Here is a 13588-nt window from a genome sequence, read left to right as displayed (position 1 = left end):
GCGTGGCGGCACGGACGGGTTCGCGCCGGGGTGGGGGTGGTGCCGCCCGGCTCAGATCCGGGGTCCGGCGGGCCGCTGCTCCGACCACCAGCGCCGGCCGGGCTCGGGCAGGGTGTCCACCGGGTCGTGGTACGGGTACCGGCGCTCGAGCAGCGGGTCGGGCCCGGCGTCGCCCGCCTCCTTGACGTCGAGGGCGGTGCGGTAGTTCTTGGTCCAGTAGGAGATGCCGCGTTCGCGGTCGTACGCGACCGCCTGGTGCACCCAGCGCTTGCCCACCCGCGGTACGTCGCAGACGATCCGCGGGGTGGCGTGGCCGGGCAGGTAGCCCATGATCGCCTCCTGCAGCAGCTGGGCCTCGTGCACGGAGGTGCGCCAGTGCTCGGCGTTGGGGATCATGTCGCAGAGGTAGAAGTAGTAGGGCAGGATGTTCGCCTCGTCCTGGAGGGCGAAGCAGAGGTCCAGCAGGTCCTCGGGGGTGGCGTTGACACCGCGCATCAGCACGCCCTGGTTGCGGACGTCCCGCACCCCGGCGTCCAGCAGCGCCCGGGCCGCCTCGGCGACCAGCGGCGTCACCGACTGCGCGTGGTTGGCGTGGGTGTGCACGGCGAGGTTGACCGCGCGCCGGGCCGCGACCGCGGCCACCCGGGCCAGCCCCTCGACCACCCGGGGCTGCAGCCAGTGCTGCGGCAGGCCCACCACCGCCTTGCTGGCGAGCCGGATGTCGCGCACCGAGCCCAGCTCCAGCAGCCTGAGCAGGAAGGTCTCCAGCTGCGGCCAGGGCACGTTGGCAAGGTCGCCGCCGGAGAGCACCACGTCGCGGACGGTCGGCGTGCGCTTGAGGTAGTCGAGCATCTGCTCCTGCCGGTCGCCCGGCCGGAGCGCCAGCCGGGCCTTGGTGACCTGCGGGGTGGAGTTGCCGACCAGGTCCATCCGGGTGCAATGGCCGCAGTACTGCGGGCAGGTGGAGACCAACTCGGCCAGCACCTTGGTGGGGTAGCGGTGGGTGAGCCCCTCCACCACCCACATCTCGGCCTCGTGCAGCGAGTCGCGCTCCGCCTTCGGATGGCTCGGCCACCGCGGGTGCCGGTCCGCGCGCACCGGCAGCATGTAGCGGCGGACGGGGTCGGCCAGGAACGCCTCGGTGAACGCCTCGGCCTCGGTCGGGGCGGTCGGCGCCATGGTGTTCAGCATCTGCGGCGGCAGCAGCATGGACATGGTGGCGAACTGCGCCTGGTCGGCGGTGAGTTCCTGGTAGAACCGGTCGGTCAGCAGGTCGCCGACGACGGCCCGGAGCTGCCGGAGGTTCTGCACACAGTGCGCCCGCTGCCATTGGGCGTCCCGCCACTGCGCCGTGGTGACGTCGCGCCACCCGGGCAGCCGGCGCCAGTCCGGCTCGGCCAGCGGGGTCCGTACGTACTGGTACGGCTGCCGGATCACGTGGTGGTCCATCGGTGGTGCTACTGGCCGGTGAAGAGGGTGGCGAAGCGCGTCCGCAGTTCGCGCTTGAGCACCTTGCCGGTGGGCCCGAGCGGGAACTCCTCGGGGGTGCGGGCGATGCTGACCGCGGCGAGCGGGGTCAGACCGGCCCCCGCCAGCGCCTTGTTGGCGGCCTCCTGCACCTCCTCGGCCGTGAACTGTCCGGCGTCGGCCTGCAACTGCACCACCGCGATGGGACGTTGGCCCTCTCCGGGCGGGCCGGGCACACCGACCACCGAGCAGTCCCGGACCAGCTCTGCGCAGTCGGCCAGCAGCACCTCCTCGATCGGCAGGCTGTAGACCGGGCCGCCGACGGTGTCGATCACGTCCACCGTCCGGTCGAGGTGGTAGAACCGGCCGTCGGCGTCGCGCCGGGCCATGTCGCCGGTCAGCCAGTGGCCGGCCAGCTCGAAGGTGGCCGTCAGCCGGGGGTTGTTCCAGTAGCCCGGGGTCAGCGAAGGGCTGACCACCGCGAGCATCCCGACCGTACCGTCCGGGACTTCGTCGCCGTTCTCGTCCAGCACCGCGGCCCTGACCACCGCCTCGGTGGGTCTGCCGACGCAGCGGTCGTCCCGGGGGCTCTCGGGCGCGGTCACCTGGCCGAACAGGGCCATGCCCATCTCGGAGGAGCCCAGCCCGTCGATGAACTGCGAACCGGGCAGGGCGGCTTCGGCGGCCTGCTGCTGCGGGAGCAGCCAGGGCTTGATCAGACCGGCCGGCCGCTCGCCGAGCTGCACCAGGCGGCGGATGTGCCCGTAGTGCGCGCTGTCGCCGGTGTTGAACCAGGAGTGCACCTTCGCGGCGCCCTCGACCGGCAGTTCGCCGGTGGCCAGCTCGACGAAGGTCCGCGGGAAGGACGCGACCATGGTGGGCCGGAAGGCCTCCATCACCGGCTCGACCACCGCGCGCCGCCAGTCGGACATCACCACGGTCGGCAGGCCGATCAGCGCGGCTGTGAGGAAGTAGCTCAGGCCGCCGGCGTGGGTGTGCGGCATCAGCGACATCAGCCGGTCGTACGGTTCCGCCGGGAACCGCTCCATCCGCGGCTGCTTGCCGTCCCAGAACTGCCGGTGCGCCAGCATGGTGGACTTCGGTGTACCGGTGGTGCCGGAGGAGTGGATCAGCCCGACCACGTCGTCCGCCGCGTGCCGGTACGGGTAGTCCTCGGGCAGCGGCGCCGACGCGCTGTCGAAGGCCTGGATCTCGGCCGCCATGGCGATGAAGCGCGGGCGCCGCCCGGGGTCCTCGCGGTAGGCCGCGGCCAGCCGGGTGGGATCGTCCGCGACGATGCCGACCACGCCCACCTGGTTGAGGTAGCGCACCATGACGTCGTGCCGCATGGCGTCGTTGACCAGGGCGGGGACGGCGCCGAGCGCCGTGAGCGCGAGGAAGTGCAGGACGGGCTCCAGGCCCTCGCCGACCACCACGCCGACCGGCTCGCCGGGGCGCACGCCGTTCGCCCGGTACCAGGTGGCGTAGCGGTCGCGCAGGGCGGCGAGGTCGAGCAGGCTGTGCCCGCGCAGGACCACCGCGCCGCGGTGGTCGGTGTGGTGGCTGTAGGCGAACGGCACGGCGCGGTTGGGGTTCACCGCGATGGCGTGGTCCAGGAAATTGCCGGCACCGAGGGTCGCCTCGGTCATCAGCTGCCGTCTGGCGGCGAGGGGCGCGACGGAACTCGGTTCGCTCATGGCGGTCTCCCAGGGATGCGGTGCCCGGCGCGAGTTCTTGTGGAACCGGCGTCGGGCTGACTGAGTGGAAGCAGAACCAGCCCACGGTGGACTGGTGGTCCAGTGGTGGCGGTCGATCGCGGTGCGGCGGTGCGGCGGTTGAGCCGGTGGGCGAGGGGGTGGTCTGTCCGCGTTCGGGTCGCGCGGAGGCATCACCGCACCACGCCGGGGGCCCTGTCCAGGGTCGGTTCGGAGGTCGGTCGGGTCGGGGATTGTTCGGTGGGTCGGCGGGGCCGGAGCTACCTGCGGGCGAGGATCTCAGCGACCACCCGACGGCCGGATCGGATCGCGCCCTCCATCAGGCCGAAGAACTCGGTGCTCGTCTCGGTGCCGGCCCAGTGCACCCGATGGTGCGGGGTGGTCAGTGTCGGGCCCTGCCGGAGCCAGTCGCCCGGCCCGAACAGGGCCGCGTAACAGCCTTGGCTGTACTGCTCGTTGACCCAGTCGGTGCAATGGAAGCCGACCGGCTCGGGGAGCATCGGGAACAGCCGGGCGGCCTGCTCGACCGCGGCCGCGCGCTGTCGCTCGGGGGTGAGCGCCGCGAACCGGTGGGCCTCGGCCCCGGTGACGAATCCGGTCAGCACGCCGGCCCCGCCCTCGGGGGAGTCGTCCACCGTGGAGAGCAGCGGGCCCTCGGCGTTGACCGACCACCCGGACAGCCCGCCCTCCCGCCAGAGCGGCGCCGGGTACACAAGGTTCACCTTGACCGCGCAGCCCCGGCCGGTCCGGCTGCTCGCCCGGCGTACCGGCGGTTCGGGTCGCTGCTCGACGGCGTCGGCCAGCAGCGGGGGCAGGGCCAGCACCGCGACGTCCGCCCGGTGCTCGCCGCGGGCGGAGCGGACGGTGACCCCGTGGGCGTCCTGGTCCACCGCCAGGACGGGTTCGCCGAGCCGCACCCGGGTACCCAGGCGCTCGGCCAGCCGTTCGCACACCTGGTGGGCACCGCCGGCCACCCGGTCCTGCTGGGCGCCGCCCTCGAAGGCGTTCAGGTAGCGCAGCCCGCCGCCCGAGCGCAGGTAGAACGCCAGGTGCAGGACGGACACCTCGGCCGGGTCGGCCGCCATCATCTCGCCCAGGAAGAGCGGGAGGAAGAGCCGCGCGTCCGGGTGGGTCAGGTGCTGTTCGGCCCAGTCGGCCACCGTCAGGGTGTCGAGGCGTTCGGCGTCCGGGGTCAGCCACGGCGCCTCGGGCCGTACGGTGGCGGTGAGTTCGGCCAGCAGCTCGAACAGGTCGCCGAGCGCCACGGCGTTGAGCGGCGGGAACCTGCCGTCCCGGGTGGCGTGCCCGGCGCCGAGCGCGAACCGACTGGCGCCCAGCATCGTGGTGGGGATGGTCTTCAGGCCCAACTCGGCCAGCAGGGCGTGCAGGTGCGTGTGGCGGTCACCCAGGTAGGCGGCGCCGGCGTCGATCCAGCCTTCGGGTGATACCTGGAGGCCGTGGGTGCGGCCGCCGACCCGGTCGCGCGCCTCCAGCACGGTGACCTCGACCCCGTGGGCGGCCAGGCCGGTCGCGGCGGTCAGCCCGGCGAGTCCGGCCCCGACCACCACGGCGCTCGCGACGGGTCTGCCGCCGGCCGGCCCGGAGGCGGCGTCGTCCCGGGCGCTCACCGGGCGGCCGCGATCTTTCCGGCGAGCCCCCGGGGGGTGGGCGCGAGCAGGAAGTCCTCGAAGGACAGCTCGACGCCGTGGCCCCGGGCGATCGCGCTCAGCACCCGGGTGGCGATCAGCGAGTCGCCGCCGAGCTGGAAGAAGTCGGTGTCCGCCCCGGCGTCGGGGTTCTCCAGCACCCGACGGAAGACCGCCACCACGGCCTCGGTCTCGGCGCCGGGGCCGGCCTCGGGTCTGGCGCCGTCGGGTGCTCCGCCCAAGGCGGCGGAGGTGGTGTCAACGCTCATCGAAGGTCTCCTTTGACCTGCTCAGGGGGCGTGTGTCGGCGGTGCGATCCGGCGCGGTCGACTTTCCCGCTCGCGGTGAGGACCAGTTCGGGGACGACGGTGATCCGGCTCGGCACGAGATGGCCGGGCACCCGCCCCCGTAAGTACGACAGGACTTCGGTGTCCAGGCCCTCCGCCCGCGCCTGGGCCCGCGGCACCACGTAGGCGACCAGGGCGGAGCGGCCGGCGAGCGTCGCCGCCACCACGGCCACCGCCTGGATCGAGGGGTGGCTCGAGAGGTGCGCCTCGACCTCGGCGGGGTCCACCCGGATGCCGCGGATCTTGATCTCGCCGTCGAGCCGGCCCTGGTGGGTGAGGACACCGTCCGGTGTGCTGCTCACCCGGTCGCCGGTACGGAAGCAGCGCTCGCCGTCGACGAGGGTGAACCGCTCGTCGGTGGCCTGCGGCAGCCCGAGGTAGCCCAGTGCCACGGCCGGCCCACCGATGATCAACTCACCCTGCTCGCCGATCCGTTGGACGACGTGCGGAAGGGCGCGGCCGATCGGCGCCTTCGTCCGCCCGTCCCACGCCCGGCCGGGGGAGGGGGCTTGGGGGCCGTGCAGGTCGACGGCGTGGGTGATCAGGGTGGTCTCGGTGCAGCCGTAGGTGTTGACCAGGCGGATCCGGCCGGTGTCCAGGCGGCTCCAGTCGGCGAGGCGGGCCGGACTCGCCGCCTCGCCGCCGATCACCAGGACCCGGACGCAGCCGGGCAGGCTCAGCCCGTCCTCGGCCAGGTGGAGCACCAGTTCGTGCCAGAAGGCGGTGGGCAGGTCCAGGACGGTGATCCGCTCGCGCTCGACCATCCGCAGGAAGCGGGGGAAGGACCCGGAGTGCGCCTCGGGGTCGAGGACGAGGGCGGCGCCGGCGGTGAGCGCCGGCAGGATCTCCTCGAAGCAGGTGTCCCAGTTCAGCGAGGCGAACTGCAGGACGCGGTCCTCGGGCATCAGGCCGAAGAGGCCGCGCAGCGAGTGCACCGTGGCGGAGATGGCCCGCCGGGGGGTGACCACGGGCTTCGGCTGCCCGGTGGAGCCGGAGGTGAAGAGAATGTACGCGGGATCCTCGGCGCCGGCCCCGGTGCGGCCGGGAGCCGGTAAGCGAGGGGTGTCCGCCGCTGCCGGCGATCCGGCTCGGTGCGACGGGGAATTGCTTGTCGGCGCCATTTCCGGCGGGTTCGGGGGGAGTTCCGCCAACGGTCCTAACTCCACCGGCACCAGGCCGAGTCGGGTGGCCGGGCCGGAATCCGCGGCGAGCATTGTGCGACAGCCGGCGGCCGTCACCATCGCCTGCCGGCGTTCGAACGGGAATGCCGGATCAACGGGGCAGTAGACGCCTCCGGCGGCGAGAACACCGAGCAGTCCCACGACCGTTTCCGGCGTGTGGGTGGCGGATACGGCGACCACGCCGGGTGAGTCGCCCAGCCGGCCGGCCAGGGTGTTCACCAGCTCGTGCAGCCCGCGGTAACTCACGACCCGTCCCTGGTGGACCAGCGCCGGTCGGTGCGGATGACGAATTGCACTTTCCGTGAACACGTCAATCAAGTCGGAAGAGACCTCATGGATACCGTGAATCGTTGACATGCCCGCCCCAAGGTCATGCACGCGAGCGCCCGTCCGTGCTCGGAGAACCGGGACTCTACCTTCGAACATGCTTAGCCACAATGGTCGTTGAGGCCGTTGTCGCGAGAATGTGTGGCCGGGTTGTGAACGCGACGGACCCGCCGGGCCAGCCAGATCCGGGTCGGTCGACTCCGAACCGTGGCGGAAATTCACGCCGTTCCTGACGGCCGTTCGCCAAACTCGTCGGTCGCCCGCCGGCCCCGTCCCGCCGGATCCGGTCAGCGGGTGACCGGCGAGCACAGCATGACCGCGACGCGCCCAGCCACCGGCCTCGGGGTTCCGTCACGGCTGACGGGCAGTTGGGCGTGGGGCATCGACGCCTCGCCTCCGACCTGCTGCGAGTGCACATGGTCTCCACCGATGGCGACTGTCCTTCGAGCACTTGGTGGGGTGACAAGCAGGTCCTACTCCGGGACCCTGGGCGGCGTGGATGCTTCGCTACTCACTGCCGAGGCTCAGGCGCCCTTGTCCGTCACCCGGCCGACTTGAGGAGAGTTTCCTCCGGCCTGTGAGGACAGGGATCGGCCGTGGCCCCGTCCGAGGCCCGCCACGCCCCCGGAGGGGCAGCAGCGGGCCTCGGCGGCGATGTCGTCGCCCTGCTCGGGGGATGCTCCGGGCGGGCCCTCAGCCGGCCCGTCGCCGGGGCCGATGGACCATCAACAGCACCGCGCCGACGACCAGTACGGCGTCCAGCACCAACAGGGCGCCGTTCCAAGGCCCTTCGGCGTGCCCGTGGTCATGGGCGCCGGCCTCGTCCGCGTCATCGGCGAGATCCGAACTCGCCCCCACCAGCGGAACGGGCCCCACGGTGAACCCGGTTCGGCCCGACACCTCGTGGCCCTCGCCCAGCGCGAGCCGGTAGACGACCAGGTACGTCCCCTGCGCGGCGGCCGAGACCGGCACGATCACCCGCTGCCCGTCCACCCGGGCGCTGCCCCCGGTGACCGGACTGCCGTCCGCCGTACTCACCTGCGCGAACACGGACTGCACCGTCAGCCGGCCGGAGAAGGTCAGCGCCACCTCGGACGGCGGCCGGGGGACGGCGCTCCCGTCCCCCGGGGTCACCCCGGTCAGCCGGACGGGTTCGGAGGAGCTGGCCCAGGCCAGGGCGGCCAGCACCACCACCAGAACGGCCAGCGCGCCGGCCATCCGCCGCTGGAACGACCGGGCGGACCCGGCCCGCGAGGGCGCCGGGCCGGGCCCTCGTACGGCGGCGGGCCGGGCCTCGGTCACCGTCACGCGGTGGTCAGGGCGTGCGGCCGGCTGTGCGGGACGCGGCAGCTGCACGTCATCAGCTCCGCCTCGGCCGGGCTCGGCCGCAGGTGCAGGTACATGGCGATCACCATCGGGATGAAGACGATGGTGTTGTAGAACAGGTGCAGTTCGACGCGGGGCGCCACCAGTTGCAGCACGCTGGTCGGCACCGGCTTGCCGAAGAGGTTGTGGCCGGTCTGCGCCTGGGTGAGCAGCAGCAGGTGCTCGATGTGGTGCCAGAACTGGATGGCCAGCGCGATCGTCCACCAGGTCCGGCTGCGCCCGGTGAAGCCGCGGCGCAGCAGGAACAGCGCGACGATCATGACCAGTGCGTAGCCGTAGTGCATCCACTCGGAGGTGACCAGCCACGGGTAGGCGAGCCCCAGAACGCCCTTGGCCTTCTTGACGGGCCAGCCCATCGCCCAGATCTGGTACGCCTGCGCGAGGTGCTCCGCCCAGTGCGCGAGGACGACGACCATGAAGGCGTTGAGTGCGGCGCGGTGGTTGGTGGAGTTCAAGCGGTCGAGCAGGCCGCTGGGGCGTTGCCCCACCGGCTTCGTGAGCGTGGCCATGAGGGCTCCCGACAGGGTGATTACCGAATGACGGGCGCGCCCGGCCCGTCCTGCGGGGCGGGCGCCTCGTCGAGTTCGGCCAGTCTCCCGACACCGGGGGGTGGGAACTTCTCCTGGATTGCCCTCGTGAGGCGCGCCTTCACCACCCGTGCGCCGGGTGCCCGCCCCGGTGCGCCGGAGCGAAAACGCTCACTTGCGCCGGCTCGCGCCGGGGTCGAAGCTGCCCCGGGGGGTGAAACCGCCGGGGTCGGAGCTGCCCCGGGTCGGAGCTGCCGGGCCCACCAGTCGGGCCGGTCCGTGGGTGCGGGGCCGGGCCGGGGATGCGGGGCGCCGAGGCGCCCCGTCCAGGGGGCTGCCGGGCGGCCCGCGACCGAAAGGTCAGGGGCGGGCCGCCGGTTGATGTCGGACAGGCCGGCCTCACCCGGGCCGGCCCTGGAGCCGCGGTGGCCGCGCGTCCGGGGACGGCGGCGTGCGCGGCGACCCGGTCAGTCGCAGTCGAGGCAGATCGGCTGGCCGTTCTTCTCGCGCGCGAGCCTGCTCCGGTGCTGGACCAGGAAGCAGCTCGAACAGGTGAACTCGTCCGCCAGCTTGGGCTGCACGCGGACGGTGAGCTCCTCGCCGGACAGGTCGGCGCCGGGCAGTTCGAGCCCCTCGGCGGCCTCGAACTCGTCCACGTCGACGCTGGAGGTCGACTTTTCGGTGCGCCGGGCCTTCAGCTCCTCGATGCTGTCCTGCGACTCATCGTCCTCGCCCTTGCGCGGAGCGTCGTAGTCGGTTGCCACATCTAATCCTTATCTCGTCGTGCTGGCGGAGTCCGGCGCGTGCGAAATGCCGGCCCTCCGCGGCCCACAGGTGTTCCGGTGAACACCGAACGTTACATCGACGCACGGGCACGACCACGAGACGCCCCGGTGCCTGCCGGAGCGCGGTCATGTGCATCAGTGCTGGCACCCCTCTGCGGAGAGGGGGCGGGGGCGCCGACGGCGGTCGCGTTTCATGCATGCGCCGACGGTCGAGGTGAACGCTCGGGATACCCAGGACATTCCGCGCCGGCGCGCCGATCCTACGGCCGGGGGCAGGGCACGGCCGTCCCGGGGGCGCGGTGCGCCGCCCGGCCGCGGTCGCGCGGTGCCCCCGGGTGCGTACCCGGCCGGTCGCGCCGTCCGCCCGTCACACCTTCCGTACGCTCACGCCCGCGGCGGCCAGCGCCTCGGCCTCCTCCTCGGGGACGTCCCGGCCGGTGACCACGGCGTCGAGGGCGGTGACGGGTGCGACGAACGCGAGAGCCGTCCGGGAGAACTTGGCCGCTTCCGCGACGGCGAGGACCCGGCGGGAGGAGGCGATCGCGGCCCGCTTGACCGCGGCGTCGGCCAGGTCGAAGGCGGTCAGCCCGTCGGCGGCGGTGAGCCCGCAGCAGCCGATCACGGCGGTGTCGAACCGCAGCGCGGCCAGGGAGGCCTCGGTGAGCGGGCCGGTCAGCGCGAGCTCGCCGGCGCGCGGTTCGCCGCCGGGCAGCAGCAGCCGCAGCTGCGGGGCCCCGGTCAGCGCGTTGGCGGCGTGCATCGAGAGGGGGACGACGGTGAGGCGGCGGTGCGCCAGCGCGCGGGCCACCTCCAGGCAGGTGGTGCCGCTGTCGAGGACGACCGCTTCGCCGTCGGCGATCAGCCCGGCGACCTCTGCGGCGATCCGCCGCTTGGTCTCCGTGCCCTCCTCCGCCCGCAGCGCGAAGGGGGGCTCCTCGCCGCGCAGCAGCAGATTCCTGGCGCCGCCCCGGTAGCGCTCCAGGACGCCTTGGGCGGCCAGGTTCTCCAGGTCGCGGCGGACGGTCATCTCGGAGGCGCCGGTGAGGCCGGCGAGTTCCGCGACGCTCAGCTGTCCGGCCTCGCGGACGGCTTCGGTGATCTGCCGCAGTCGGTCTGTGCTTGCCATGGTCCTATTGAACACAATCGACGATCGATAGTCCATCTTACGAACATGAAGAATGTTTGTTATGTTCGGCGACATGAGCAGTACGACAAGATCGCTACCCGCCGCCAGGCTGTCCACCTTCGGCTTCTTCGCCCTCAACGGGTTCCTGATGGGCATCTGGGTGGTGCACATCCCCGCCGTGGAGGCCCGGGCCGGCATCAGCCACGCCGTGCTCGGCTGGCTCCTGCTGCTGCTCGGCGGCGGGGCCTTCGCCGGCATGCGGGCGACCGGCCCGCTCACCGACCGCTTCGGAGCGCGCACGGTCGTGCCGGCGACCGCGGTCCTGTGCAGCGCCGGGCTGGTCCTACCGGGCCTGGCCACCGGGCCCCTCGCCCTGGGCGGCGCCCTGCTGCTGTTCGGCTTCGGCATCGGCTGCCTGGACGTCAGCATGAACACCCACGCCGTCCAGGTCGAGCACGGCTACCGGCGGCCCGTCATGTCGGCCTTCCATGCCGTGTACTCGGTCGGCGGCGTGCTCGCCGCGCTGCTCGGCGCCCGCACCCTCAGCTGGGGCTGGAGCCCGGCCGCGACCCTGGCCGGGGTCAGCCTGCTCGGCCTCGCCGCGACCGCACTCGCCACCCCCGCCCTGCTGCCGCGCGACCCGGCCCGGCCCAGGGACGACGGCGGCGCCGACGGCGGCCCCGGGCACCCGGCCGGGCCCCGGCACCGGCACCGGACGCCCGCGCGGATCTGGGCGCTGGCCGTCCTCGCCCTGATGCTGATGCTCAGCGAGGGCGTCGCCAACGACTGGAGCGTGCTCGCCCTGCGGGACGTGCTCGGCGCGCCGGCCGCCACCGCCGCGTTCGCCTACGGCGCCTTCTCCACCGCCATGACGCTCGGCCGCCTGGCCGGCGACCGGGTGGCCGGTCGGTTCGGCCCGGTCGCCGTCGTACGGTACGGAGCTGCGGTGGCCGCCGTCGGCCTGACCACGGCGGCCCTGGCCGGATCCGTCCCGCTGGCGCTGGCCGGCTGGACGCTGTTCGGGCTCGGCCTGTCCGGGGGCATCCCGCAGCTCTTCAGCGCGGCCGGGCACGCCGACCGCGACCACGCCGGTGCCAACGTGTCCCGGGTGGCCGGCCTGGGCTACCTCGGCATGCTCGCCGGGCCCGCCGTGATCGGGCCGCTCACCCGGGTCATGCCGCTGAACCTGGCGTTCTTCCTGCCGGTGGCCCTCTGCGTGACGGCGGCCTGCGCCGCCTCCGTGCTACGCCCCGGGGCGGCCCCGGCGGCGCGGCGGCCGGGCGTCCCCCGGGACGTGCCGGAGGAGAGCGCCGAAGGCGTCGCCCAGGGCGCCGCCCGGGCTACCGGCTCGGTTCCGGAGCTGCGGTGACGGTCACCGTCGCCGCCGGTGACGGGTGCGGCGAGGGGATCGAACCGTTCACCCAGCCGAGCAGCTTCACCACCGTGAGGCCGCCGATGACGGCTATCACGGCGATCACCAGCCAGAGCGCGTTGCGCAGCGAGTCCCGGTTGGCGGCCCGCGCCTGCAGCGTCCGGGCGTCCACCAGGGGCACCGCCGAGGACTCCTGGACCACGACCGTACGGGGCTGCGCCGGGCTCGCCTGCTGGGCCTTCGCGAGCTGCCGCATCAGGTCGGCGCAGTTGTCGGGGACACCGTGGACCGGGCAGGGGCTGGCGGGGGCGGCGGGCAGGGGCACGATCGGTCGTCCTTAAGGCAGAGGGGCGGGCGGGCAGAGGGGCGGGCGGGCAGAGGGGCGGGCCGGCTTCTGGTGGTGCGTCACTTGCGGTGGATCCACGGTAGATCAAAGCGGCGCCGGCCATGGCGGTACGACCGGTTCGGCCGTCGGGCGGGCGTCGCCCCGTCCGACGGTGCCACCATCACGGCGTCCGGTTCAAGGGCACCACCCGGCCGGTCCCGGCCCGACGGCGCCGCTCCCGGCGTCCGGCGCGCGATTCGCGGCTCCCGCAGGCGGCGCCCGGCAGGCATGATCGGACCCGACACCCGTAGCGAAAGGGATGTACCTCATGGAGTTCCGCCACCTCGGCCGCAGCGGTCTGATCATCAGTGAGATCGCCTACGGCAACTGGCTCACCCACGGCTCCCAGGTCGAGGAGGACGCGGCCGCCGCCTGCATCCGGGCCGCCCTCGACGCGGGGATCACCACGTTCGACACCGCCGACGTGTACGCCGAGACCCGCGCCGAGGCCGTCCTCGGCCGGGCCCTGAAGGGCGAGCGCCGCGAAGGCCTGGAGATCCTCACCAAGGTCTACTGGCCGACCGGCCCGGGCCGCAACGACCGGGGCCTGGGCCGCAAGCACATCATGGAGTCCGTCGAGGGCTCGCTGCGCCGCCTGCAGACCGACTACGTCGACGTCTACCAGGCGCATCGCTTCGACACCAGCACTCCGCTGGAGGAGACCATGGAGGCCTTCGCCGACGTGGTCCGCTCCGGCAAGGCCCTGTACATCGGCGTCTCCGAGTGGACGGCCGAGCAGATCCGGGCCGGCCACGCGCTGGCCCGCGAGCTGCGGGTGCCCTTCGTCTCCAGCCAGCCGCAGTACAGCGCGCTGTGGCGGGTGATCGAGGCCGAGGTGGTGCCGACCTGCGAGGAGCTCGGGATCGGCCAGATCGTCTGGTCCCCGATCGCCCAGGGCGTGCTGACCGGCAAGTACCTGCCCGGCGGCGAGCCGCCGGCCGGCTCCCGGGCCACCGACACCAAGGGCGGCGCGAACTTCGTCTCCCGCTGGCTGCGCCAGGACGTGCTGGAGAGTGTCCAGCTGCTCCGCCCGCTCGCCGAGCAGGCCGGTCTGAGCCTGGCCCAGCTGGCCGTCGCCTGGGTGCTGCAGAACCGGAACGTCTCCGCCGCGATCATCGGCGCCTCCCGGCCCGAGCAGGTGGCGGAGAACGTCAAGGCGGCCGGGGTGACCCTGGACGAGGGCCTGCTGAAGGCGATGGACGAGATCCTCGCCCCCATCGCCGAGACCGACCCGGCGCGGACCGCCGAGAACGCCCCGAAGGGCCGTCCCTGACCGTCCGGCCGGGCGGGCCCCGTCCCGCCCGGCCGGACGCTCCGGTCCGCC

12 protein-coding genes are annotated in these 13588 nt (G+C 73.4%); 2 read left to right on the top strand and 10 right to left on the bottom strand.

From position 1 onward, the window contains the following. Nucleotides 1-51 precede the first annotated feature (51 nt). The 9 genes from OG689_RS00890 to OG689_RS00850 all read right to left on the bottom strand — a co-directional run bounded on the left by OG689_RS00890 (nt 52) and on the right by OG689_RS00850 (nt 10507). Complete coding sequence (locus tag OG689_RS00890; RefSeq protein ID WP_266316670.1) at nt 52-1449, bottom strand: lysine 2,3-aminomutase; 1398 nt, start codon at nt 1447-1449, stop codon at nt 52-54. 8 nt (nt 1450-1457) lie between these two features. Next, nucleotides 1458-3164: a class I adenylate-forming enzyme family protein gene (locus tag OG689_RS00885; protein WP_266316669.1), complete on the bottom strand. Its 1707-nt coding sequence runs from the start codon at nt 3162-3164 to the stop codon at nt 1458-1460. A 278-nt stretch (nt 3165-3442) separates the two neighbouring features. Further along, the gene (locus OG689_RS00880) at nt 3443-4810 is read right to left on the bottom strand and encodes an FAD-dependent oxidoreductase (protein WP_266316667.1); all 1368 of its coding nucleotides are present in this window, start codon (nt 4808-4810) and stop codon (nt 3443-3445) included. Beyond that, nucleotides 4807-5097 (bottom strand): phosphopantetheine-binding protein, encoded by a 291-nt coding sequence (locus OG689_RS00875; protein WP_266316665.1) that lies wholly within the window; start codon nt 5095-5097, stop codon nt 4807-4809. The genes OG689_RS00880 and OG689_RS00875 overlap by 4 nt, the downstream gene beginning before the upstream one ends. Then, nucleotides 5094-6713 carry an amino acid adenylation domain-containing protein gene (locus OG689_RS00870; RefSeq protein ID WP_266316663.1) on the bottom strand — a complete coding sequence of 540 codons (1620 nt, stop codon included), beginning with the start codon at nt 6711-6713 and terminating at the stop codon, nt 5094-5096. Before OG689_RS00870 ends, OG689_RS00875 begins: the two co-directional genes overlap by 4 nt. A gap of 663 nt (nt 6714-7376) precedes the next feature. Then, nucleotides 7377-7991, bottom strand: a complete 615-nt coding sequence (locus tag OG689_RS00865) for a copper resistance CopC family protein (protein ID WP_266316662.1) — start codon at nt 7989-7991, stop codon at nt 7377-7379. Then, a complete protein-coding gene (locus OG689_RS00860) occupies nt 7988-8578 on the bottom strand; it encodes a hypothetical protein (protein ID WP_266316661.1) in 591 nt (196 codons plus the stop codon). Before OG689_RS00860 ends, OG689_RS00865 begins: the two co-directional genes overlap by 4 nt. Nucleotides 8579-9063: 485 nt before the next feature. Next, nucleotides 9064-9360, bottom strand: coding sequence for a DUF4193 domain-containing protein (locus OG689_RS00855; RefSeq protein WP_073925504.1), 297 nt, complete (start codon nt 9358-9360; stop codon nt 9064-9066). Between the two features lie 388 nt (nt 9361-9748). Then, entirely contained in the window at nt 9749-10507 is a 759-nt protein-coding gene (locus OG689_RS00850) for a DeoR/GlpR family DNA-binding transcription regulator (protein ID WP_266316657.1), read from the bottom strand. A gap of 73 nt (nt 10508-10580) precedes the next feature. On the opposite strand from OG689_RS00850, the gene OG689_RS00845 reads away from it, so the two are divergent. Beyond that, on the top strand, nt 10581-11876 hold the full coding sequence (locus OG689_RS00845) for an MFS transporter (protein ID WP_266316656.1): 1296 nt from the start codon (nt 10581-10583) through the stop codon (nt 11874-11876). Here OG689_RS00845 and OG689_RS00840 read toward each other — a convergent pair. Beyond that, nucleotides 11848-12204 (bottom strand): hypothetical protein, encoded by a 357-nt coding sequence (locus OG689_RS00840; RefSeq protein ID WP_266316655.1) that lies wholly within the window; start codon nt 12202-12204, stop codon nt 11848-11850. The two genes, OG689_RS00845 and OG689_RS00840, sit on opposite strands and share 29 nt — an antisense overlap. A 328-nt stretch (nt 12205-12532) precedes the next feature. Here OG689_RS00840 and OG689_RS00835 point away from each other — a divergent pair, with 328 nt between their 5' ends. Next, nucleotides 12533-13537, top strand: a complete 1005-nt coding sequence (locus OG689_RS00835; RefSeq protein ID WP_266316654.1) for an aldo/keto reductase family protein — start codon at nt 12533-12535, stop codon at nt 13535-13537. The last annotated feature ends 51 nt before the right edge of the window (nt 13538-13588 follow it).

The sequence above is a fragment of the Kitasatospora sp. NBC_00240 genome (assembly GCF_026342405.1).
In the GTDB taxonomy this organism is placed as follows: domain Bacteria; phylum Actinomycetota; class Actinomycetes; order Streptomycetales; family Streptomycetaceae; genus Kitasatospora.
Note: the sequence above shows the minus strand (reverse complement) of the source record. Positions and strands in the feature narration are given on the sequence as shown.